Source organism: Bacillus sp. TH19, from assembly GCF_016651075.1.
GTDB classification, from domain to species: Bacteria; Bacillota; Bacilli; order Bacillales; family Bacillaceae_G; genus Bacillus_A; species Bacillus_A mycoides.
In genome coordinates this window covers 11,023-35,095 of the sequence record NZ_JAEKEO010000006.1, presented here as the reverse complement: position 1 = coordinate 35,095, position 24,073 = coordinate 11,023, and the positions used below count along the sequence as shown (strand labels likewise).

The window sequence follows — 24,073 nt, the reverse complement described above, 5'->3', positions numbered from 1 at the left end:
CTCTCAACTGATAAGGGAGGGCGGGATCAAATGTGCATATTTGATGTACATTATCAAATCAATGATAGGAAATATATGAAATCATATTTACTCGCATTGGTGGAAGATGGGTTTCAGTTGCGAAAAAATATCCAACATGTTCTGTTTCAAGAGCACCAACAAAAAATTAAGATTCTTTCTACAGATTTAGAGGAATTAGATTTAGTAGCTCTATAAAAAACTGATACGAATGGAAAGGTGAGATTGCTATGTGTGGAACGTTTATTGGAAGAAGTGCACAAATCCCAGCATTTATAAAACCAAAATGGTATGACATGAGTAAGTCAAATTCCATTTTCATAGAGAATGAAGGGAACAAAATGAATCCTCAATTTGTATTTGGAGAAGAAAATAGAAATATCCTGGTACGAGGTGGTACAGGAAAAGGAAAAACAGGTTTGATGAAGCAACTTCTTACCCTTGTCATGGCGGATAATCAACAAGCGACTGTCTTAGATGGGGATGGAGAGTATAAAGAATACGAAAAAATGGGTGCTCAAATTATCACTTTTACATCAAAGGATTCTTTTCCAAGCACAACCGAAATAGAAACATGCAAACAATCGGATGTCGTTATCATAGATGAAGGATTAAGGTTGTATTCCAACAATCCAGAGGGATTCACAAACCTTTTAGAAGAACTAGAGGAACTGAATGTAAGAGTTTTTGTGAGTTTTCAAGCGATACCAGAAGAGTTATTACAAAAATTTGATGTGTATTTAGAATTAGACCCACTCATCGCTTAAAACTACACAATATTTCTATTTAACGATATAGAATGATAAAACAATACAGGGGGTTTTCTTATGAAACCAATTAAGCATATGCGAAGTAAACGCGGTTTTTATATTGGTCGAGTTCCACATACAACACATACACCTTCAACAAATAAGCGTACAGAAGAATGGACGGGAAGAATGGGAAAGAGCATGATTTTCTCTTCCCTCTTAGTCACGCTAGACCCCTATAAAAAAGCGCGCAAATCATAATATTCATGGGAGGACATTCTTTCACTGAATATCCTCTCTACTCAAAAGGAGGAAGCAAGATGGGAAAACAAGTGTATCAAAATCGTCAAGAATGCTGGGAAACGTTCTGGAAAGAACAAGTAACGGTAAATGGTGAATTAGATATCGAACAAGTGAAGCAAGAACTCTTCAACTATAAAACACTCTTAGATCAAATTAATCAACCTCAAAACAGGATCATGCAACCTCAAATTTTGATTCAACTAGCCGCAGAAGAACGAACACAAAAGCATCGTGAAAAACTATTAGCCCTTGCATAAGGCCATTTCAAGGATAGAAAGGAAGTGAAGAAGTGGCGCACAGCAAGTTAGATAGAGAAATTGAAAACTTCATAGAAAAGAACTGGAAAATGCTTTTAGGTATAGGAGCTGTTGCATTTGTCTGGTTTTCTAAAGAAAAAATCCTCACAGAATTGATGAAGCTGGTGCCAACTGTAGTCGGTGTGTTTCGTGGGATTGCTTTATTGATCCTGTTAGGAATTGTCATACGAATTGTCTTACATGGCATCTATTTGTATCTAGAAAAGAAGCGGTATCGATATGTATTATTCATCCCTCACATCGATGATGAAGTCACACCAGATAAACTAGGGCAAATGATTCGGCATGTACATGGTTCGGGTCGAAAGCCTTTAGAACGTCTGTTAAAAGGTCGCGATTGGTACCGCATGACGATGTATCGTCCAGAGGGAGAAAATGAGCGTGTTCGCTTTTATGTAGGTGGTCCAGAAGATAAAATCAAACAGGTTGTGCAAGCCATACAAAGCGCCTATACCAACAGTGAAATTTACACCGTCCCAAAGGAAGAAATGCCATTTCCAACAAGAAAAGCGGTAGGAGGACGGATGGTGTTAAAGAGAAAGCGGCTAGATGCCACATTATCACTAGCACGCTATACACGTGATGTATTACCGATGTTAGGAAGTGCAATGGAAGAAAAGACATGGATTGATGTTGCTTTTACACCAGATAACGGGTATCAGCTGACAAAAGGGATTCGAAAAGCAGAAAAGGCCATTCGAAAGAAGAAAAAACATGGGCTAGATGCTTTTGAAAAAGAAGAAATTCGTGCATTAAATAAACGGTTTGCAAAAAATGAAGTCGCGTTTCAAGTATCTGTTTCATTTGCAAGTGACTATTATCCTGGTGTACCTGTTATCAAGAACTTAGGACATATGGTGGCAAGTGTTATGGCAGACGTTAATGAGCTTAGGTACAGACGTTTTAGACGCAGTATGCCAGCTGTACCACATCCCGTATACGGGAAAATGATTTGGACTGGATCAGAGCTATTAAACTTGTTCCATCTTCCGAATGTAACGGGTGATAAAAACAGTAAGACAGAGCGAAACATTTTGTATCTAGATAAAGGAGAAAACATGATACCAAATGATTTATTGGCCGAAGGCATTTCAATTGGCCATGTGATGCATCCCTATATCAAGGATCGATTAGTAAAAATTCGAGAAGACTTTTTCAAGAATCATGGCTACATTACGGGGAAAGTTGGGTCTGGTAAAAGTACCATTGCCATGAGGTTGATGCAAAGTGTCATTGATAAATGGCTAGAAAATCCGAATGAAGCGGGTGGATTGTCACTATTTGATCCAACAGAAGATTTGGCATATGTAGCAATGAATCGACTATTGAAAGCGGAAAAGGATGGGAAAAAGGTTGATTGGAGTAAGGTTCACTTTATCCGTTTTCGAAACACAGATCATCCGCCAGCTTTGAATTTGTTTCATCGTTTTTCAAATGAAGATATCCAAACAGTGGTTGAATCCATTATGGAAATGATTAAGTTAATGATTCAAGGGCAAGCACAACAAACAGAACGATTACTAAGAGCGACTATTGGGACGTTACTTTGTGATAAGAGTCAAATTCATACCATTTTAAGCATCCCATTATTCATTAGTGATGAACTGTTTCGAGCAAAAGTAATCGCCAATTTACAAGGGCCAGAACAAAAATATTACTCTCACTTTTGGAAATATGAAGTAGGAAGCGCATTAGAAGACAGCACACAGGCGATTTTAAACCGATTAGATATTTTCCGCAATACGCTGTATTTAAAGCGTATGTATGGGCAAACGGGCTTTTCCTTAGAGATTCGCAAATGGATGGATGAAGGACATCTTATCTTTTATGATTTAGCGGGCATGGGAAAAGAAGATACATTACTGACAGTCGGTTACATTTGTAACCAATATCACCGTATCGCTCAACAGCGGCCGCATGGTTCCAAACTACATTTAGGAGTTATAGATGAAGCTCATGACGTGCCAGTACCCGTTCTTCCTAAAATTATTGCGAAGGATCGGAAGCATGGATTCGGACTATGGGTTATTACACAGCAAGTTTCGGGACAGTTAGACAGAGAGCTAACAGACATGTTAACAGAGGCGGGCGGAAATTACTTTGTATGTAGGCAAGGTCATAATTCCGCAAAAACGTTAGAGGGTATTATGCAAAAGCAATTCCGTACAGAGTATTTGCAAAACCTTCCTAACTTAGTTGTAGCCATACAAACGCAAGATTATATCAGAGGTGAGGCGAAAAATGTGTGGTGTACTATACGTGTTCCGCCACTAGACCGCTATCTACCAAATGGGAAAGCGGCAAATTATAAAAATGAAAAAGAAATTCATGCATCAAATGAATGGACCAGAGCAAAAATTTATTCTTTAGAGCAACAAAATGGGAAAGCAGGATTAGAGATCGACAAGGCAATTGATGAGTTCCTATATGGAAAAGGCAAGTATCAACAAGCCGAAAAAGTCAATTTAACCAAAGAAGAACCTGTTGTGACATCGGGGCTAGATGAATTAGAAGAAAAATTGTCTTCCAATGAAGAAATGAAAGAACCTGTTTCGGAAACACAGCAAGTCGAACTCACACATCAAGCGCAAATTATCCCATTCCGAAAACAAGCTACGACAACAATAGAAATAAAGAAAGAAGATAAGCCAGTAAAAGAGCCTGTTATAACAATCGAAAAAGAACAAACAGTATCAATCGAAACAGAAAATGTAGAAATAAAAGAGGATACACCACAAGAAGAAGTGAGCATTTTCGATATGTGGGAAAAGGAGTAAGGGGCATGGGAAACATTTTATTTCAAATTTCAGATGAACAACTACTCATGAGTTTGCATACACACATCTACTTGGATATTGAGTACATTCATCAAAAGGTGTATGTAGATTATACAAAAAAATCTGTAACAAATCGTTTATATAAACTAGAGCAAGCGGGATATATCCGTTACGAGTATTTACCTGTTACCTCACCACGAAATCAGAAACGAAAATTTGCGAAACCACAACGAATTTATACGTTAACACCAGAAGGAGTCGAGATGGTTCGTGGGTTTCGAGGGGAAGTGCATTGGAAAAATAGTTGGTCCAAACGTTCAGCATCCTTTGTGTATCACAGTTTAATGTTAGCGAAAATTGAATGTGCCATGACATTAATATCTAAACGAGAAGGAAAGTTGGAACTAAAGGAATGGATCAATGAACCGCGGGCAACGTTTCAATATGCAAAAGGAAAAAATCGCGTTATACGCCCAGATGGGGTTGCGGTAATTGGATTAAAAGAAGCAATCGATAAAAACATCGGTGTATTCATGGAAATGGAACGATCTTATGGATCAAAAGAAGTATTAGAAAAAAAGATTATCCGTTATAACGACTTCATGACGCAAGAAGGAAAAAAGGCAGACTATCGGATACATGCTGGTATGGGATATGAAATACCGATATGGCGCCTGGTATTTGTCGCAGGTAGTGAAAGTAGGGAAAAAGAATTGATTCGCTACTTAAAAGGGGTAAGTAGTCCAGAAATTCCAGTGTATATCACACTGTTTCAAGATATATTACAAGACCCATTTGGGAATATTTATCGGAATATTCAAAACCCAACTGAGAAAGTGAGGTTCTAAGAATGTGTTTCGGTTTATTTTATCGATAAGCGCCAGTATTTTTCTGTTAGTTGTCTTTTCAGATTGGTTATTTGAAAGAGTGCCAGGATCAAGAGAAGCCTGGGAAGCGGTAAAAAGTAAAGTGGTGGAAATTTACTATACGCAAGGATGGGAAGGTGTATTGCTTTTCTTCCTGGTCGTAGTGGGGATATGGAAGATGGTGGATCATAAAGGAGGATAGAAGATGCCTTTTATTGGTTTTTTACCTACACTAGGGAATCCCATCCTGGAAGGTATTGTTATCAGTATTTTCATGATTACAGCTATTGCGCTTTTAATGTATCAAAAAAATTGGAGAATGCTAAGTTTATGTTTTCTAGTATGGATGTTTATTCTCTGTATAGTAGTTTTTCCAAAAGAAATGGCAGAGATGGCATCTAAGTTAGGGGGACCAATATCCTTTGGAAGATAAAGAGTTCGAAAGATGAAAGGAGAGATACATGATGTTTACACATAAAAACACCTATGAAAGAGGAAGCTTGGGAGAAGTTGAATCTCAATTTCTAGTGGAAATCTATGAGGGAATGGGTTGTGAGGAAGTACATGAGATTTGTTTATCTCAAACAGATGTATATATGCAGAAGTTTTATCTGATGGAAAACGGAAAAATTATCGAAATAGAAATCGGATTAGATACAGATGAATTGGAATGGAAGTGTGATGGAGTAGAGCTTACAAAAGAAAAAGCCATGTTAGAAATTGAGCGTGACATCAGCTGTTATGACATGTTCGAGCAAGCAAGGATAGACAAAGGATGGATGTTTAAAGAAAAAGCACAAAAGTTTCTTACAGCTTTAAGAGAAAGGGAGAGTGCATGATGGACGTATTGGAAGGTTTGGAGTTCGTAAGGGAGTTTCGGGCTACAGATGGAGCGTCCTTTGAAGTGGGGAGGGATGAAGAAAAACGGTATGTGGTTCATGCTAAATTTCCCTATATCACAGGCAGTCAAACGAAACTCAACAATTTTATCAATTATGCAAGAAACGAAATAAAAGATGAATTAACAGCGGTTGGCATGGCGTCATTTGCTTGTGATTGCTACGAACGATCTTTACGCCAGTACCGAAATTGAAAGGGGGATGAATATGTTTCAAAAGGTGAAACAGTGGTTTGCAAAAACATTTGAAAGTAAACAAGGGAAGACAAGGAAAGCCACAAAACTTCCTTCCTATAAAGGCCGCTTAATTGGAAAATGGGCCTTTTGGCTCCTGTTTAGTTGGATGCTGATTGTATCCATCACAACCGTAGTAAAAGGAAAGGGAGATACACAAGCAAAGGCCAGCACCACTCCAGAAGAAGTCACACAAAAACAAAACCTTGCTACACGTCCAGAAGCGATTGAATTTGCGCGCGGATTCGCAAAGGAATACTTTACATGGCAAAGAGGGGATGAAGGCAAGAAGAAGCGCTCAGAGCGCTTACATCCCTATATACCGAAAACATTTGATCCGCAAGTTGGTTTAGATTTCGTAAGTATGCAATGGGATTCCAATTTTCTATACGCAACTGTATTAAAAGTAGATGAGGTTACAGATAAAGAAGCAAACGTAATTTTTAAAGTGAAATACAAATTAAGCCGCATGAAAGCAGATAATAGCGGGCCAGAGGATAAGGAGGTGATCCAGCAAGTGTCGGTTCCTGTTCAATCAGATGGAAAGGCTTTTGTCATTAGTGGATTCCCTCAAATTGTCAAGGTAAATGAAAAAGCAGAAGTACCAGAAGGAAAAGAAGAGAAAGACCGAGAGGAAGTCCATGAAATCGCTGTAAAAGAAGATATTCGAGAATTTCTACCAACTTTCTTTAAATCCTATACAACCGCAACACAAAAAGAACTCGCGTATGTTCTAGCTAATACGGATATTAAAGGGTTAGAAGGAGCTATGAAATTTGAAAATGTACTTTCCTCTAAGATTTATCCAGGAAAAACAAAAGGCACGTATGAGGTACAAACAGAGGTATCTATGATTGATCCGCATTCTGAAACGAAAATGAAAACAGGTTACACGTTGTTTGTCAAACAAGATGGAAAGCAGTGGATTGTAAAAGACTTAAAAACAAAATAGGAGAGGGGCATGTATATGTTCAATATAAATCATTTTGTGTTAGGGATAGGGCTAGAAGGATTTTTCGAAATGATGAAGACACAGGGGACATACGCATTATATTGTGCGTTTATCATTGTTATCTTGATTGTAGCGGCAAAGCGCGCATGGGGAAAAGCGATCACGTTAATTGTTGGTGGCGGGATTGTTGTATTCTTCATTAACAAGCCAGATGCATTAAAAACAATTGGAACGTGGTTAGGCGGATTGTTTGGCGTCTAAGCAAGGGATGGAAAGGAAGGGAGCTACATGAAGGAGAAAGGATCAAATTCTATCATTGTTTATTGTTTTGGAAGCTATATGAACTATATGCGAAGACAGTACGAAATCATGGGGTATCGTCTTCCGCGTGCGGTCACATGGAGGGCACTTGGTTATTTTGCGGCGGTAGAAGCGGGGCTTGTAGCCTTCCGCTTCCTTCCTCCCTTTAAATGGATATTTGGGGATATGATCGATCAAGTGTGGCTCATGTATTATGGTGTGATTCCTCTTTTCCTCGTATGGGGCGCAGATAAATATAAAACAGATGGAAAATCACTTTTCTCTTTTGTTCGGTCCTGGATCACATTTCGTTTACGTAAGCATCAAAGTAGCCGATTAGTAGCCTTGCCGAAATTAAAAAGACATGTGATTCGTGGTCATGTGTGTGTGCAATATGATGTCAAAGATATACCAATCGTACATTCATCTAGTGAAGAAGAAGAGAAAGACATACATGCTTATAACCTGACATTTTTACCCCAAAAGGAGGAAATGAAATATGTTGAAAACGATGAACAGATCACCATTAAAGCACGTTGAAAAGAATTTAGCGTTTAGTACAGACGGAAAAGTATCCGCAGTATATGAAGTAGACGGATTCGAATACGATCATCAAGACGAAAGTACCAAAAAAGTATATTATCGCAATCAACTCGCTCTTTTTACCCATCAAGAATATGATATCCACTTGCTTGTGATTCCTCGTACAACAAATTCAGATGAGATTCTGGATGAACATATTTCCACTTTAAAAGGACCAATGGCACCGACAGGACGCTTTCTTTTTAAAAAAGTAAAAGAATACTTACGAAATGCGGCCATTGCGAAAGAGAACATGGAATATCGCTTTTTCGTTTTAGTACAACTGAACATGGAACAGAAAGAAAGACAAATTCGTAACCCTGTCGTAGAAACATGGAAGTTTATGAAAAAGGTTAGAGAAGGATTTGCAGAGACAGCTCAAAATATATCGGGTATGAATGTGACGGATATTTTAGAAGAGGAAATCGAAAATTATTTAGAAGTAGAAGACGTGTTATTTAGCCAAGTGAGAGGGGCGTTTCATAATACAAGGCGTGCGAAACCATCTACGACTCGCTTTGTATTCCATCATAATTTCACACGTGGCATGAAAGAACTGAATCGGGATCAAAATTGGAAAGTAGGTTCTACGGTTACGTTGAAAAATGAAGAAGGAAAGGCGGTAAAAGTACGCCGTCCCGATTTACAAGAAATGGTGCACTTAACGGATACGGTGATCGATGAAAGCCCAGGGCGTTCTCTTATATTGGAAAGACAAAATGAAGAAGGGGAAATCGAAACCTCTCACATTGCTTTTCTTGCGGTGAAAGATATGCCTGAAATATCGGCTTTTCCTGGTGGAGAGTGGATTTACCGCATTCAATCTCATTCGTTAAAGTTTCCTGTTGAAATGAGTATTCGAGCTTATCACTTAGAAAATCAGATGGTCACACAAAAACTTTCGAACAGTGAACTAGAATTAAACGATCAACGACAACAAGCAATGGTGGGCGGTCGTACAACAGATTTGACAATTGATCGTAAAGCAAGAGGCGTCAAAATTGTAAAAGATCGATTTGAAACAACGGGAGCACCTGGATATGAACTAAGTGTACTGTTTTGTGTGTATGCCGAAGATGGAAAAACATTAAAATCACGCGTCAATACGCTGATTACAGAATATCGAAAAATGAAAATTGAGTTAGTTAATCCATATGGAGAACAGCTTGCATACTTCTACGAGTTCTTACCAGGTTCTAAACGTTATAATACGGACTTCAAATTGTTTGTGGAGCCAGGTGTGCTTGCACAAGGAATGTTCGGGGCCACAACACAAATCGGGGACAATCAAGGATTTTACATTGGAAAGACAAAGAAATTAAATCGTCCTGTTTTTGTTCGTCCCGAACTAGCGGCGAAAGCATTAGATAACATTGTGACAGCGTTTGAGAGTTTATCGGTTATGTTTGCGGGGCAAACAGGGAAAGGGAAATCCTTCTTAATGAACTTACTCGCTTTCTGGATTGTTATGAGTGGCGGAAGGGCATTTATAATCGATCCAAAAGGGGACCGCACAAGGTGGCCAGAATTATTGCCAGGGTTCAATGAGGATACCTTGCAAGTATGGACGCTTGGGAAGAATAAAGAGGATGCGGGCTGTTTAGACCCATTCCGAATAAGCGCAACGATAGAAGATGCGAAGAGTTTAGCACTTGAAATTTTAACGTTTTTATCAGATGTAGGCTTAGAGGATATCAGATATGACTATTTATATAAAGCCATTGAACGAGTGGCGAAAAAAGAAGACGCCTGTTTAACTTTGGTTCGTGTAGAACTAGAGGATATGAAGAAAGAACCTAACTTATTGCCAACTGAATTAGAACGGTTAAACGCCCTTACAAATCGTTTAGCAACCTTAGAAGGCATCCAGCTAGGAGATTTATTGTTTGGTAGACAAGGTCAAGATTATCGCGTATTAAGCCTAGAACGTCCGTTACAAGTATTACAAATTCAACATTTACGCATTCCAAAATCAGAGGACAAGAATGAGAGTGTTACAGACAAATTATCTCGTAGTATCTTAATTGCTTTAGCGGCATTTGGTAAATCCTTAATGCATTCTGACCGTAGTATTTTCAAAGTATACCTACAGGATGAGGCGTCAAGTATTTTAAAAAACAAAGAGGGTGCGGCTTCCTCTGACAAAATCATTCGCGAAGGACGATTCCATAATATTGGCTTGTATTTAGGAACACAAAACGCATCCGATTATCAATCTGAAAACAAAGAGGTTGCAAATGTGGGTATGAAGTTCTGTTTTGCGCTGAAATACGATAAGGAAGCGGAAGAAATGTTGCGTTACTATAACTTACCGGTCACAGAAGAAAATATCTTAATGTTACGCCAGCTTAGACGCGGAGAAGCCTTGTTCCAGGATATTTTCGGGCGAACCGCTGTTGTAGAAATTGATCCTGTTTTCCAAGAATTAAAGACTGCATTTGATTCCTCTACAAAAACTGACGAAGAACGAGCGCAACAATTAGCGTAATTCGTATTACAATACAGATAAGAGTATTCTAAATTATCTGTATATGGAGGATGGAACGATGAAAAAATTACGTATGTTATCTGGATTATGTGTAGCAGGAATGTTAATGGTAACGGGTGTTTCGGGTTGCTCAAATGAAACAAAAAGTAATGCGAACCAACAAGAGAGTCAGAAAGAACGTGATATGAAAGAAGCGGATAAAGCCGCGATGGAGTATGTAAGAGCTTATATTGAAATGGATTCAAATAAAATTAATGATTTGCTATATAAGAAATACGACTTAGGTAAAGATGAGGTGATGCACCCTGGTGCTAGTAAGGGAATGAAGGAACGATATGACTTATATCGATATGACTTAAAAGAAGGAGAAAACGAGTATTACTATCGTGTGAAATACTTTGATCCTGTAGAAAATGCTCAAATGGGAAGAAAATTAAGAATGGTAAAAGATAAAAAAGATGGAAAGTGGAAAAATTATGAATGGGCATGGGACTCAAATAATAGTTTAGATTCTATTGCGGGAAGTATAGAACCAGTTCATGTTCATAAATGGGGGCAAAAGGAATGAAAAAACTTTTCTCTATTTGTATGATTCTTGTATTCTTCTTACTACCGTTAGGGCCTCATGTGGCCCTAGCGGAAGAAGATAAGCAGGAACAAAAAGGGGCGCGTATCTCTGAAAATCTGTTTAGTGGGTATACAGATGGCATTTACAAAGATAAATATTATGAGATTGATACGTACCAGCCAAAAGAAGATGAACAAAACGTATTTCAAAAAGTTGGCGGTTACTTGTTTGGTGATGACAGTGTAGGAAAAGACTTACAAAGAATGTTGTATACAACTTGTCAATGGTTTGGAAATATGGCTTTTCAACTAAGTGTGATTCTTAGTCAATTAACCATTTTCTTAGTCGATCAAGCGTTGAACCTGGATATTGTAGATGCTGTAGCGGATAAATTAGGTGCGGCTATGCAAAGCATTGCTGGTATCGAAAAAGGTGGCTTTTTATCTTCTGGTTTATTCCCAGCCATTATTGGCATTGCATGTGTGTTATCAGCGTGTTATGCGGGTTATATCTTCTTTATTAAGCGCCAGCCATCAAAAGGTTTGAGTGAGTTAGTGAAAATGGTACTTGTGATTGCTTTTATTGTTACGTACATTGGAAACGCAAGTACGATTTTAAGGAGTGCAAATACGATTAGTTCTGAAATTAGTGTAACGGTTTTAGCGAAAGCAACAGGAACGGTTGCGGGTGATCCAGGACGTTCCAAAGCGGATGCAATCTTTTCGGTGAAAAAACAGATTTGGGATTTGTTAGTTGAAAGGCCATATTTATTTTTACAGTATGGGGAAGATTCAAAAGAGAAATTGGGTGCTCAACGGGTAGATGAATTGTTGGCAAAATCACCAGGGAAAGAACGAAACGAAGTAGTTGAAAAAGAAGTGAAAAAAGGAAATCAAATGATGGTTATTTCCTCTGTAGGGGAGCGGCTGGTATTTACGATTATGTACTATGTCGTGAATACATTCGCAGGTATTCCAGTAATCGCGTTTTGTTTACTGATTGTTGCATTTCAATTATGGTTCCTTGTCATGAGTATTATCTCACCAATTGTTATGGCAGTTGCTCTATTGCCAGGACACCGCGGAGTCATTGAGAGCTGGGCTTCACAATGGATTCGCCCATTAGCATTAAAAATCTTTATGTCTGTTATGCTTGTCATCATCTTTACGATAGCAGAACTACTATACGTATTACCAGAAGCGGGCGTTGCAGGGTATGTGTCTACAATGATTTTTCAAATTCTTGTTTTTGTTCTTTGCTATCTGTTTAGAGGAAATATTATTGCGGCCTTTAGTCGAGTACGTGGCGTGTATGAAACAGTCACAAATATATCCCTTATGACTGAAAACTTTGTAGATAAAGGAAAAGAGTACGCTGGAAATACAATGTCTTATATTGGAGACAAAATGGGAGCACATTTTAACAACGCGGCTGAATTGGCGGCGGCAGGTAGTCAGATAGAAAATGCAGGAACAGACGATGAAAAGAAAAAGGCCAATCCATTAATACAAGCTGATATACCGAAAAATTTACCAGATAATCAAACAGAACAAGAAAAAGAAGAGAATAAAAAGAAAGGAAAGCTTATTTCCCTACAGGATCGTGATAAAGAAGGGAATTTACCACAGCAGGAAGAGGAAGGGAAAGAACAAGCGACACCAGGTGAAGAAGAGGCATCAATGCAACAAGGCCTTATCAGCTTAGATAAGGAAGCGTTAGAGCAAGAAATGGAAGGAAAACAAGAAGGAACAGAGGTAGAAGAATCAGAAATGGAGGTTCAACCAGAGCTTGTATCTTTAGAAGATGAGGAAATCCCAACAGGAGAAGAAACACAAGCTGGTATGGAGGCATATGAAGAAATTCAAACAGAAGTACCAGAACAAGAGGTACCACTAGAAGAAATTCCGACTGATATAGAAGTACATGAAGATGTAAAACAAGAAGTACCAGAACAAGAAATGCCATTAGAAGAGATTCCAACTGATATGGAAGCATATAAAGAAATCCAAACAGAGGTACCAGAACAAGAAATGCCACTAGAAGAAGTTTCAAACAATATGGAAGCATATGAAGAAATCCAGACAGCAGTACCAACGCAAGAACTTCCATTAAAGGAAGTATCAGCAGATCATGAAACATTTGAAGAAATCCCATCCGATATTCCACAACAAGAAATTTCAACACAAGAAATGCCGCTGGATATTTCAAGAGAAGAAATCCAGACAGAACAGGACATTTCAACAAATATCCCACAACAAGAAATCTCAACACAAGAAGTATCCACACCGATTGAAACAGATGTAAATGAACCGTTAATACCAGATACAATTCGTGCAGATGTAAGTGAAGAAGGTGTCATTGTCCCACGTACAACAGAAATAAGTTCTTCTATATCAAATGCCGACATTCCAGATGCTATTCCTGCTGAAGTGAATGAAGCGGGGCAAATTGTCGCTAAAAAACCTAATATAGATGTCGAGTCAACTGTACAAGTGTCGAACTCTCCTGACTCATTTATCCCAACGGAATCCGTTTCCACTTCTGATTTGGCACAAGTAAATGAGAAAGAAGTCAGCAAAAATGAGCAGATTCAAGAAAAAGCGTTGATCGATACGCCAGATATACAATATGGAGCTGTAGCCGCTGGAAGTGAAAATTGGATGCCTTCTACTGATCCACAAAACTTAGATAACTTAAATGATTTGGAGTCACCGAAAAAAGATGAGTAGAGTCCTAGTTTTATAGGACTTTACTATCTTTTTATAAAAAGGAGCGATGTAGATATGAACCAATGGAAATTAACTTGTATGAAAATGGTCAGTATCAGTATTTTTCTTTGCATCGGGTGTTTGGGATGGATGAACATAGTCATTCTTTTCATACAGAGAGAATGGCCAACAGATTTATTAGGATGGATTGGTTTAGGATTACTTATCTGGTATACGCTCATTCTTCTAACTCTACAAATTATCCATAATGAGTTGCGTTGTCGTATTGATGATCGAGTCAAACTAGCTTTCTTCATTTGGTTTGTGGGAACAGGCCATTTTGGATTATTAGATTTTATACAAAAACAGCAATCTACTGTTTTAACGGTACTATTTCCTGTTTTTGCGATTATCCCCATTCTTTTGGCACTTGTATATAGGCTGATTATTAGAAAACATTTCAATCAATCTTGAATCATTTTGTAAAGGGGGAGGGATGAGATGATACCAGAAATAAAGGAAGTCGTAGACAGAACGATACAAGAAGACATTGTGCAAGAACAAGAAAAGAAGAAAAAAAAGAAGAAATCATGGATACTGACATTACTCTTTGGGAGTTCTGCTTTTACTATAGGATTGTTTGTCTGTATTGGGTTTATTTTATTTATCATTTTGGGGCAAGGGATAGGAAAAAAAGAAGAAGGAGGACATAATACAGGTGGTTCCATTGGAACAACAACTGTACCAGCTGATGTTTTAAAATGGGAACCCCTTGTACGAAAATATGCACAAGAATTTGGTGTAGAGCCTTATGTACCTTTAATGCTTAGCTTAATTATGCAGGAGAGCGGCGGTCAGTTGCTCGATGTTATGCAGTCCGCAGAGGGGGCCTTTAACACCAGGTATCCTAAAATTCAGAATGGTATATCTGATCCAGATTATTCTATCTGGTGTGGGGTACAAGAGTTTAAGCATGCTATTACTATAGCAAATGTACAAAGTCCTTCTGACATAAATAGGATCAAGTTAGCTTTGCAAACATATAATTTTGGTCCTGGGTTTTTAAATTATATAAACAGTCATGGTGGAGAATATACGCTTGACTTGGCCAAACAATTTGCCTTAGAACACAATGGCGGAAGAACACAATGTGGTTTCCGATCTCCTTATTGTTATGGCGATTTTAGCTATGTCGAAAAAGTATTGAAATACTATCAAGTTGGTACTGGTGGTGCTAATCCTGGGGATGGAACAGGAGATGGGCCAGCTAATGCGAAATTCAATGAAATTATGGCCTTAGTAACACCGTACGACGGTTATCCTTACGTATGGGCGGGGCGGGCACCGCCGAACTTTGATTGTTCGGGACTAATTGAATGGAGCTATAACAAAGTTGGAATTAGGATTAGTGGAACCGCTGAATCTATGTATAATGCTACAGTTCCAGTAGATAATCCAGCGCCAGGGGATCTCGTTTTCTTCCAGGGAACATATAAGGCAGGGATTTCGCATATCGGCATCTACATTGGTAATAACAAAATGTTTAACGCGGGTGGAACGCATTTACACTATGCAGATTTAAGTCAAAAATATTGGGCGGATCATTTCGTTGGAATTAGACGTGTAAGATAGGGGAGGAATAGCGATGAATAAAGGGTTTATAGGTATTTTACTATTGTTAGTTGTAGGGGTTGGCATATATGCAACCTCTACAGCCTCTAAAGTAAATGAATATCAAAAAAAATATGAAGATACAAAGAAAGAATTACAAGCGGTACAAATCCAAAATAAAAAACTAGATCAGATATTGAAAGGAAAAGAACAAAATACAGAAACACAGGTCAAAAAAGATACAGAAGGATTTTTAAAAGCCTTTTTCGTCTATGATACAGCGAAAGGAGAACGGGCATGGACGAAAATTGAGCCATTTGTGACAGATAATGCTTTAAAAATGCTTGTTCCAGCAGGAACAGACATCAATCAGCCTATTGAAAAGACGGAACCTAATAAAACAATCGTGTCTGATATTGATAAAGTCTTGTTGTACTATACAGCAGTAGATACAACACATGCCAATGTATTTGCCCGTATATGGCAAAAAATAACGGTGAATGGTGTTTCTAGTGTGACTCAAATGCCATTAGATATTTCTTTACTTTATGATAATCAAAAAAACAAGTGGGTTGTTGATGAAGCGAAGATTCAACAGCCTCTACAAGAAAAAGGCTATATCAACTAGTGGATTGAATCCATATATTGGCTCATCTAATTAGGCAAAATACGCAAAATGTTGGCGATATCTAGCGAATCAATCCAACACTATATTTGCCGAAATAAGCGGAAAGAGAGGGAGACATAAGGAAGAATAGGGAGAGATAGGGAAGAAAGAATTGCAGGGAAGGGAATGAGGGCGGATTTGATAAATCAAAATGTATTACATCATATCGGATATGAAGTTTTGCAAGAAACGTTTGCATTAATTCGAAATGTATTTTCCTATTCAAACGAAGATGAATACAGTGTGACATATGTACGAGAAATTGCGGATGCCTTGCATAATATCCCGCATTCGATTCAGAAACAGCATGATACATTTTTAGACTTTGAGTTCAAACTGTTAGAAGAAACATTAATGCAAATAGATTTTGGAAAGGTTGCCGCACAAAATGTTCCCTATTTTAAAATGTATGCGGCACGTATACAACAATTGTTACAGAAACGTTATGAAGGGGTTTAATCAAGGGGAAATGGGGCGATAAAGAATGATCGTATTTGGAATTGGGCTGTCAGTTTTGCTGATAGCCTTTTTGTTTATCCAGGTGTATCCGTTTCATGAACAAAAATTAGAACAAAGAAAATATGATGAATATGGAATTTGGATCATTATTTGTACAGGGGTATGCCTCTATGTTTCACATCATTTTTCACAAGAAAACATGTGGCAATGGGGATTGAAAATTGCTGGTGCAACTTTTTTTACAGGATTTTCAATTGGATGTGTTGGAAAACAATGCATATATGATTTTCAACACAAAAAGTTTCCATTTCAGAAAAAATGACGTTTCAGATTCGCTTGTAATCGATTTTAAATAATTCGTTAATACATTTGATATTGAATAAGGTTACGTCTTTTATTCGGTCTTTTAGGTAGGTTAAATAAGCTTTTATAGGAAAAGGGGTGTGAGAATGATTTTTTTTAAGTTTATTGCATATATTTTGCTAAGTATAGGAGTTTGTACGCTTGTTTTGGCAGGAATAGCCGCGATTGTAAAGAAACAAATCATAATCGCGAATATAAATTTGTTATTGGCCATGTATTATGTTTGTTCTGGAAGTCTTCTTTATTTGTGTACGTTGTGGGAAACACAAGATATTTTACTACAAGCCTTTTTGATTTTAATTGTAGGAATTACGATCATCCGATTAAGAAAAAGTTGGTATGTACCGCAAATGCGTATCCGTCTTCAAAAACTACAGGAGCAAGCGACAAATAAGAATGATCTGTGAGGAAATCTAGGGAAAAAAGGAGTGGAGAAATCTTGATACATCAATATGAATTGAATTTTTCAGTGATGTATAGTGGCAAGGTAACAGACTCACAATCTACGATTATTCCAGCACGTTCTTTAGAGGAAGCAAATGAAAAATTACAATCAGAAGTAAAGCGGCGATTAGGAAAATGTAGTATAAAAGTTAACGCGGCAAGTTTATGTGTTTCAGAGGATAGTCGGTATGCAATCGAACAAAAATAAAAGGGGAAAAGTCTTGTTTCTACAGCAAGGCTTTTTTATTATTTTATGAGCTGACATTGACGTGAAATTTCTTATTGTAAAAGGGGATTAAGTTGCGGTTTTGAAAGCTGTATAATCTTTTGTTTTTTTGAGAGGAAAAGTTTAAAAAACGTTGAAATGACAAAGATTTTTCATGATCCAGGTATATGTACTTAAGTTATGCACTTTAAAATAGACTTAAGCACACATATCTAGGTATATGTGCTTAAAGGTATGTGCCTATTAGGGGTACGGAAACGATTCAGGGAATGAGGGGCCACTCTGGAAGTTTATTCCTCTAATTGTTTCCGTACCCAGCAGACCTAAAAAGTAAAACTAAGTTCATATTTTTTTATAATTAGTAAAATAGACAGTTAAATATTCATATAAAAAAACCTTTGTATCAGTACATACACATGATACAAAGGTTTTTTATGGGTTTAACATTTTCTTAGTTTTGTAAAACTCATTTTATCGTCTTCACATATATGACTTTCTAAAAATCCTAAAATAAAAACAAGACTAAAACGAATACCCAAATAATTTATTTCAGCCAATTTTTAAGCATTCGCAAAAGTATACTTTTACAGACGTTTTGTATTTCCATTTTTCATTTGCAAAATGGATTGTAAGATTGGGTCTTTCAATCCATAGATTCCTATTAAATTTCTCAATACATATTAGCAAACCAAAAAATCTAAATACTGTAAAAAATAGTATGATATGTATGAAATTTATTTTTATTAAAAGGGGATGTTATAGTAATGGAAAATGACGCGAAGAGTATAAATCAAACGGGTAATCGGGCTGAGAACAGAGAAGTTTCAATAAAAGCAGAAGAACTTAACTTAGAACAGATTTTACACAAAATCGGAAATGCACCAATAGGTCAACTTATTAACTATGATTATACTTTATATTCACACTATAACACTACAATTTGGAAAGAAGATCGATTTCATCCTTTCCCAGTTTCGCCTAAATTAGCTCCTACATCAGGGAATTTACCATCTCCCGCAAAATATGCTAAATTAGATGGTTTGCAGTTAAAAGACGTAAAGTTGGTAGCAAACCCAGCCGATTTATTTACGACATTCAAGCCGTTTTACATGGCTGTTGGTAATTTCGAGAACAAAACATCTAATCAACAAACTTATCAAACCATAGAGTTTTCTGAAACGATAACGGATTCGACAACCATTACTAAAACTAAGACGCTAAAAACAGGAACCGAAGTTTCAACGAAAGCTGAGTTGGATGTATTCGGTTTAGGTGGTGTAGAAGTCACAGCCAAAGTAACAGTAGAAGGAACGTGGTCAGATTCGAATGCAGAGACAAAAACAACTACAAGAACTTTAAGAATTCCTCCTATGTCTGTACTCGTGGACCCTGGAAAAGGGGTAAGAGTACAGGCTGAAGTACTAAAAGGTGAATTGAAAAATATAAACTTAAAAGCAAATGCATTGTTGCAAGGTCCCTATATCTGGAATAATTATTACCATGATTATAAAGGCGATATATACGGATTCTTAAAAACAATACAAATAACTTATAATAAGCAATTTAATGAAATTACTGGTGGTGGAATTTTGTTTGATGACGCATCAAAAAGCACAATTGCTCAAGGATTGAGTTTATTAAGTGCCGATGTAACATCAAGCTCGTATCGGGTTGTTTTAGAAGAATACGATTTAAAAACAGGGAACACAACAAAAACCACGCCAATAAAAACGTATCAATTGAAATGATTCTAGGTAATTACTCAGTAACTAAATATTAGATACGAGGAATAAATCACCACAGCTGAATAATTTTTCAATTTTGCAAAGGAAGAATCCAAAATGGACTCGATTTTAATTTTGTACTTTCGTCTTTAAATAACTAATAATTTCTCAATATGGATATTATGGTTATTTTTATCAGTAATGTTCTCAACTGGAATTCATTTATCTATACTTATGGAGTACTACAGGATTGGAAAAATAAATAGAGGACGGTTGTTTTAAACTTATTCAAAGGAGTGATTTACTAGTGACGAATGGAAAAAAGCAGTATTCTGATGCAGTAAGTAATCCCCCATCACCAAAATGGAGCAAAAGCGAATATAACAACTATCGTAACGGCTATGCGTATGATGCGAATATTGGATATGAAAACAAAAATTGGATGAATGAACTTCGAGGTGAAACAAAAATTAGTCAGTTATCTATTCCTGGTACACATGGATCGATTGCTTTGCATGGCGTCACCGGTGCTGATCGTTGGGTGATAAACCAAAGAATGTCCATTACAACACAATTGAATTCTGGTATTCGCTATTTAGATATACGTGCTAGAAGGACTGGAACTGCCTTTGCCATGCATCATGGCGCGGCGTATCAAAAGAAAATGTTTGGTGATATTTTAAACGAAGTCACTGCATTTTTACGTCAACATCCAAGGGAAACAGTTTTGATGCGTTTAAAAGAAGAGCATACACCGGAAGATGGTTCTCGCTCATTTGAAGAAATATTAAAAGGGTATTGGGATAATCCTAGTTATAAAAATTATTTTTGGCAACCAGCTGGCTCGGGAAATGGCTCTGGCGTTAACGCTAATCCAGAATTAACGGACGTAAGAGGAAAAATTGTACTTTTACAACAGTTCGCAGTTTCTAAGGCATACGGTATTAACTATTCAAACCTTGAAAAACAAGACCACGATAACGTTAGATTTAGCATGGATGGTATGTATGCAAAGTGGACTGCGGTAAAGAATCATTTAATCAAGGCTAACAGTGATCAAAACAAAATCTACCTCAACCATCTCAGTGGAAATGGTGGTCCCAGTGGTGGAGCCGCTCCTCAGTTCGTTGCCAGCGCATATGGAGGTGATGGCGAACCACTAATGGGAACGGGCAGTCCTAGTCAGTATCCCGATTTTCCAACAGAAAATTATAGGCTTTATTATGGTGGAATGAATATAATGACTAACCAATACATCCCAAGATCAGGACTTCATCATACTGGTATCGTTGCAGCTGACTTCCCAGGCAAAGGGCTAGTTGAACGTATTATTAGACTGAATGATAAACATATTGCTGATATTAGACATATTTCAATAAGCGTTGAAATACCTGCAAATTCCGCAGCAAAACTTACAGTGTATTCAACTACAGGTGCTACCATAGGACAACAGTTTATGGGGAATCCAAATCCAGTAGAAATAAATGTATCTTTCTCTTTTAGCATTCCAGATGAAGTGATATACGATAAATATACCTTAGAGATATCCCCTTTAAATACTAGAAAAAGAGAATTATTAGCTGAATTATTCTAAAAACTGACTTATCAACATTTATTAGTCACTAAGTTAGGTAAATATTAGAATTTGTCAGCATATATGGTCATCCTTACTAAAAAACATACTGTCGTGTTTAGAGCACCTTGGAACAGGTGCTCCTTTTCAATTGTAACTTTGTTGAAAAAATTATTCGGTTATATGGTGACCCCTATTGGGGCATTCCATAGATTGTTTTGTAAGTACATAACAGATCGGCACCTCATTCCTTGAATCGTTTCCCTATCCTGAAAAATAATAAAATCAATGCTATGAAAGTAAACCTTTGGGTAAAAGTTTACATTCGGGTTTTGAATCATTTATAGCTAATTTTGTAATAAATTTCTCAATATAGATATAGATGTTAAATATGGGTTTCATATCGAAAATTAACAAAAAATATAATATTATAAATATTAAGATGGTTTTTGCCTTTGTTTTTCCCTTATGCTTAAAGATAAGATCGTACTCTCCGATCTTATCTTTTTTATTTGTGGATTATAAAAACAAGGTTACAACCATTCTTGTTCGTAAAACACTATTTGAGGAAAACAGACGTATCAAGGATTCTTATTATCTTTAGATGTACCAAAATAAAAAAATCCGTAAAGTTATAATTTTACAGATATCTTCTTGTTAGTTTGCACTCTAAATTTTTTATTCGAGTTTCATATTTGAAAAGAATTTCTCAATATGGATAGAATGGTTATTCGTATTGTGAATATTCTAAATAAAAAGTTATTAATCTATGATTATTGTGTATCATCAGTATTAGGGAAATGAATAATAATTAAGTAGAGGAAGGTAATATAATATGGAATCAAATGTAAACGATATTGAAATTGCGAATAATGAAAAAGGGTATTCTCATGATTCTAATATTGGTTATTCGAATCCAAATTGGATGAATAAAATTAGTGGGAATGTAAAAATAAGTGAACTGTCTATACCTGGAACCCATAATTCCATGTCACGATATGGTGGTGGAGGACTATATCCCGATGACTATATTAAAACGCAAACAATGGATTTGAACACACAATTAAATTCTGGTATTCGATATTTGGATATTCGTTTACGAAAAGAATCGAATACTCTCTTTAGGGCTTATCATGGATCTGTTAATCAAAATGCAAGTTTTAGTGGCGATATTTTAGATAAAATCACTGCATTTTTAAGAACAAATCCAGGAGAGACAGTATTTATGCGAGTGAAAAATGAGTGTGATGGACCTGGTACAGGAAAATGTACAGACGTAAGCACGACAAAAACGTGGGCTCAAATTTTTGAAGATAGCTATTATAACAACGCTAGCTATAGTAATTATTTTTGGAAAGGTATATCGGATAATCCGACGCTAAATGAAGTGAGAGGAAAAATCATAGTATTTTCAAATTTTCCAACAGACGGAAAAAGATTGGGTATTCCGTATAGTAGTATACAAAGGCAAGACCAGTTTGATGTAGATGATGACGCTGATGCGATGTATGCGAAATGGACTGCAGTAAAACAACATTTACAAAGTGCAAATGCAAATAATGGGCAAGCAAAGTATTTAAATTATTTAAGCGGTAACGGAACTTGGAAATTTTTCACAAAGGGAGCTGCGCCTTATTTTGTAGCAAGTGGATATGAGAGTCCTACTGCTGGAGTGGGTAAAGTAATTACCACACACCCCACTGATAAGTGGCCCGATTATCCAAAGGATTTCTATGGTTACGCAAAACTTTATGGGGGAACCAATATTTTAACAACTGAGTGGATTTCTAAACTCGGGTTGAATCATACGGGAATCATCGCCGCAGATTTCCCTGGTAAAGGGTTAATTGATCGTGTCATTCGGTTGAATGAAAGACACAATACTGGAGATATTCGCTACATAACGCCAAAAGGGTCTACAGGCTTACGTGTTGGATTCGGTGGGGATGCATATTTACGTAATCATTATGTAGTATATCGAAACGGCGAATATATCGGTGAAGTCGTTAACGGAAATCCTTATTATAGTTATTGGGATAAAACGGATGTGGGACACGATCTTAGATTTGAAAATTTAATCCTATTTACGGGTGATAAGATTGATGTTTTTGTAAAGAATGGAAGCAATCTAACGCTACTTAAAAGTCAAACGCTAACTGTAGATGAACAGGAAGGCGAAGAAGTAAGAATACCTGATGGCAAATATAGAATTATTTCCGCTTTAAACAATAGCAGTGAAGTGGCTATGCAGACATCACTTTCAAATAATAGGTACAATGTAGTTCTATGGGGGCATACGAACAGGGAACTGAATGGACAATGGAATTTGGTATATGATTCCAATAAAAAAGCATATCAACTTAAAAGTGCATGGAAAATAGATGAAGCATTAACTTGGACTCGGGATTCAATCAACGTGTATACTTCACCTTCTATGGGGACGTATGATGAAGCTTATTGGATTTTAAAACGAGCTGGGAATGGATACCTGTATTTAGAAAACAAAGCCAGTAAAACGGTATTAGACGTAACTGGTGGAGGAACTGCAAATGGCACGAACATCAATGTATGGGGACAGGTACAAGGGGCACAAAACCAAATATTCAAGTTGATTCAACGAAACGAAAAATTAGAAGGACAAATTGATTCTTTGTACAGACCACAACCTGGTCAAAATAATAGATCCGGTGGTAATTTCTCATTGGGGCATCTTGCTGACGGCACAAGAGTTCAAGTTTCGATAGAAGGGGCTGGTGCAATAGCACTTACATTCAGAGTGATGGAGGATAGACCAGCTGATACAGATCCTACAATTTGGTCAAATGTTAAACATGGTTCTATCGTAACAGTTCCTTCAGGTGCAGCTAAAAGTAGGCTGTATATTGCTAATCCAGGTGGATATTCAGGGAATGGGACTTTTAAAGTGAAATTCCAAACTTTACAAAATTAACAAAACAAGAACTGAGCAAACACTGCTCAGTTCTTGTTTAGGTTCTGGTGAGTGACCGCCAAGCCTTGAACATATTCACTTGTTTCTACAGCAACACTTTGAGGTTTTTTGAATGATACCCCACTTTTAATCCATACATAATCACTGAATGATGCACTACCAAAAGAAGTTGTTTTTAATGCTAAAGGATTAATTGTATTATTTTGAGACCCAATTAGAGGCGTAGACGAAAGCTGTGGATTGAATTGAGCCAGTTCTTCTTTATTATAGACTTTAACTAAATTTTGATCTTTATC

Annotated in this window: 26 protein-coding genes; all 26 read left to right on the top strand. The window is 37.0% G+C overall.

Going from position 1 to position 24,073, the window contains the following annotated elements:
* Positions 1–30 precede the first annotated feature (30 nt).
* The 26 genes from JFU54_RS03545 (at position 31) to JFU54_RS03420 (ending at position 23,777) form a co-directional block, all read left to right on the top strand.
* Positions 31–216, top strand: a complete 186-nt coding sequence (locus JFU54_RS03545) for a hypothetical protein (protein WP_201063771.1) — start codon at positions 31–33, stop codon at positions 214–216.
* 32 nt (positions 217–248) lie between these two features.
* Positions 249–785: a type IV secretion system DNA-binding domain-containing protein gene (locus tag JFU54_RS03540; protein WP_002013900.1), complete on the top strand. Its 537-nt coding sequence runs from the start codon at positions 249–251 to the stop codon at positions 783–785.
* A 60-nt stretch (positions 786–845) separates the two neighbouring features.
* Positions 846–1,028: a hypothetical protein gene (locus JFU54_RS03535; protein WP_000802605.1), complete on the top strand. Its 183-nt coding sequence runs from the start codon at positions 846–848 to the stop codon at positions 1,026–1,028.
* A gap of 59 nt (positions 1,029–1,087) precedes the next feature.
* Positions 1,088–1,327 carry a hypothetical protein gene (locus JFU54_RS03530; RefSeq protein ID WP_201063770.1) on the top strand — a complete coding sequence of 80 codons (240 nt, stop codon included), beginning with the start codon at positions 1,088–1,090 and terminating at the stop codon, positions 1,325–1,327.
* A 32-nt stretch (positions 1,328–1,359) separates the two neighbouring features.
* Complete coding sequence (locus tag JFU54_RS03525) at positions 1,360–4,164, top strand: type IV secretory system conjugative DNA transfer family protein (protein WP_201063769.1); 2,805 nt, start codon at positions 1,360–1,362, stop codon at positions 4,162–4,164.
* Between the two features lie 5 nt (positions 4,165–4,169).
* Complete coding sequence (locus JFU54_RS03520) at positions 4,170–5,012, top strand: replication-relaxation family protein (protein WP_002013905.1); 843 nt, start codon at positions 4,170–4,172, stop codon at positions 5,010–5,012.
* A 4-nt stretch (positions 5,013–5,016) separates the two neighbouring features.
* The gene (locus JFU54_RS03515; RefSeq protein ID WP_000488222.1) at positions 5,017–5,232 is read left to right on the top strand and encodes a hypothetical protein; all 216 of its coding nucleotides are present in this window, start codon (positions 5,017–5,019) and stop codon (positions 5,230–5,232) included.
* A gap of 3 nt (positions 5,233–5,235) precedes the next feature.
* Complete coding sequence (locus tag JFU54_RS03510) at positions 5,236–5,463, top strand: hypothetical protein (RefSeq protein WP_242489415.1); 228 nt, start codon at positions 5,236–5,238, stop codon at positions 5,461–5,463.
* A 31-nt stretch (positions 5,464–5,494) separates the two neighbouring features.
* A complete protein-coding gene (locus JFU54_RS03505; RefSeq protein WP_201063768.1) occupies positions 5,495–5,869 on the top strand; it encodes a hypothetical protein in 375 nt (124 codons plus the stop codon).
* Positions 5,866–6,123, top strand: a complete 258-nt coding sequence (locus JFU54_RS03500) for a hypothetical protein (protein WP_201063767.1) — start codon at positions 5,866–5,868, stop codon at positions 6,121–6,123. The genes JFU54_RS03505 and JFU54_RS03500 overlap by 4 nt, the downstream gene beginning before the upstream one ends.
* 13 nt (positions 6,124–6,136) lie before the next feature.
* Positions 6,137–7,114, top strand: coding sequence for a conjugal transfer protein (locus JFU54_RS03495; RefSeq protein WP_201063766.1), 978 nt, complete (start codon positions 6,137–6,139; stop codon positions 7,112–7,114).
* Positions 7,115–7,123: 9 nt separating this feature from the next.
* Positions 7,124–7,375, top strand: a complete 252-nt coding sequence (locus tag JFU54_RS03490) for a TcpD family membrane protein (RefSeq protein ID WP_000281809.1) — start codon at positions 7,124–7,126, stop codon at positions 7,373–7,375.
* 27 nt (positions 7,376–7,402) lie between these two features.
* Positions 7,403–7,954, top strand: coding sequence for a TcpE family conjugal transfer membrane protein (locus JFU54_RS03485; RefSeq protein ID WP_201063765.1), 552 nt, complete (start codon positions 7,403–7,405; stop codon positions 7,952–7,954).
* Positions 7,914–10,484, top strand: a complete 2,571-nt coding sequence (locus JFU54_RS03480) for an ATP-binding protein (protein ID WP_201063764.1) — start codon at positions 7,914–7,916, stop codon at positions 10,482–10,484. Before JFU54_RS03485 ends, JFU54_RS03480 begins: the two co-directional genes overlap by 41 nt.
* Positions 10,485–10,542: 58 nt before the next feature.
* Positions 10,543–11,052, top strand: coding sequence for a hypothetical protein (locus tag JFU54_RS03475; protein ID WP_201063763.1), 510 nt, complete (start codon positions 10,543–10,545; stop codon positions 11,050–11,052).
* Positions 11,049–13,781, top strand: coding sequence for a CD3337/EF1877 family mobilome membrane protein (locus JFU54_RS03470; RefSeq protein WP_201063761.1), 2,733 nt, complete (start codon positions 11,049–11,051; stop codon positions 13,779–13,781). The genes JFU54_RS03475 and JFU54_RS03470 overlap by 4 nt, the downstream gene beginning before the upstream one ends.
* Before the next feature lie 54 nt (positions 13,782–13,835).
* Positions 13,836–14,234: a hypothetical protein gene (locus tag JFU54_RS03465; protein WP_201039313.1), complete on the top strand. Its 399-nt coding sequence runs from the start codon at positions 13,836–13,838 to the stop codon at positions 14,232–14,234.
* A 27-nt stretch (positions 14,235–14,261) separates the two neighbouring features.
* The gene (locus tag JFU54_RS03460; RefSeq protein ID WP_201063760.1) at positions 14,262–15,392 is read left to right on the top strand and encodes a bifunctional lytic transglycosylase/C40 family peptidase; all 1,131 of its coding nucleotides are present in this window, start codon (positions 14,262–14,264) and stop codon (positions 15,390–15,392) included.
* Positions 15,393–15,405: 13 nt separating this feature from the next.
* On the top strand, positions 15,406–15,999 hold the full coding sequence (locus JFU54_RS03455) for a hypothetical protein (RefSeq protein ID WP_078205415.1): 594 nt from the start codon (positions 15,406–15,408) through the stop codon (positions 15,997–15,999).
* A 177-nt stretch (positions 16,000–16,176) separates the two neighbouring features.
* Positions 16,177–16,497, top strand: a complete 321-nt coding sequence (locus JFU54_RS03450) for a hypothetical protein (protein WP_201063759.1) — start codon at positions 16,177–16,179, stop codon at positions 16,495–16,497.
* Positions 16,498–16,522: 25 nt separating this feature from the next.
* Positions 16,523–16,819: a hypothetical protein gene (locus tag JFU54_RS03445; protein ID WP_201039310.1), complete on the top strand. Its 297-nt coding sequence runs from the start codon at positions 16,523–16,525 to the stop codon at positions 16,817–16,819.
* 127 nt (positions 16,820–16,946) lie between these two features.
* Positions 16,947–17,267 (top strand): hypothetical protein, encoded by a 321-nt coding sequence (locus JFU54_RS03440; protein ID WP_201039309.1) that lies wholly within the window; start codon positions 16,947–16,949, stop codon positions 17,265–17,267.
* A gap of 32 nt (positions 17,268–17,299) precedes the next feature.
* Positions 17,300–17,512 carry a hypothetical protein gene (locus tag JFU54_RS03435; RefSeq protein WP_201039308.1) on the top strand — a complete coding sequence of 71 codons (213 nt, stop codon included), beginning with the start codon at positions 17,300–17,302 and terminating at the stop codon, positions 17,510–17,512.
* Positions 17,513–18,294: 782 nt separating this feature from the next.
* Positions 18,295–19,278, top strand: a complete 984-nt coding sequence (locus JFU54_RS03430; protein ID WP_201039307.1) for an ETX/MTX2 family pore-forming toxin — start codon at positions 18,295–18,297, stop codon at positions 19,276–19,278.
* Positions 19,279–19,561: 283 nt separating this feature from the next.
* Positions 19,562–20,848, top strand: a complete 1,287-nt coding sequence (locus JFU54_RS03425) for a phosphatidylinositol-specific phospholipase C (protein ID WP_307838304.1) — start codon at positions 19,562–19,564, stop codon at positions 20,846–20,848.
* An 814-nt stretch (positions 20,849–21,662) separates the two neighbouring features.
* Positions 21,663–23,777, top strand: a complete 2,115-nt coding sequence (locus JFU54_RS03420) for a phosphatidylinositol-specific phospholipase C domain-containing protein (RefSeq protein ID WP_201063758.1) — start codon at positions 21,663–21,665, stop codon at positions 23,775–23,777.
* Positions 23,778–24,073: the final 296 nt, after the last annotated feature.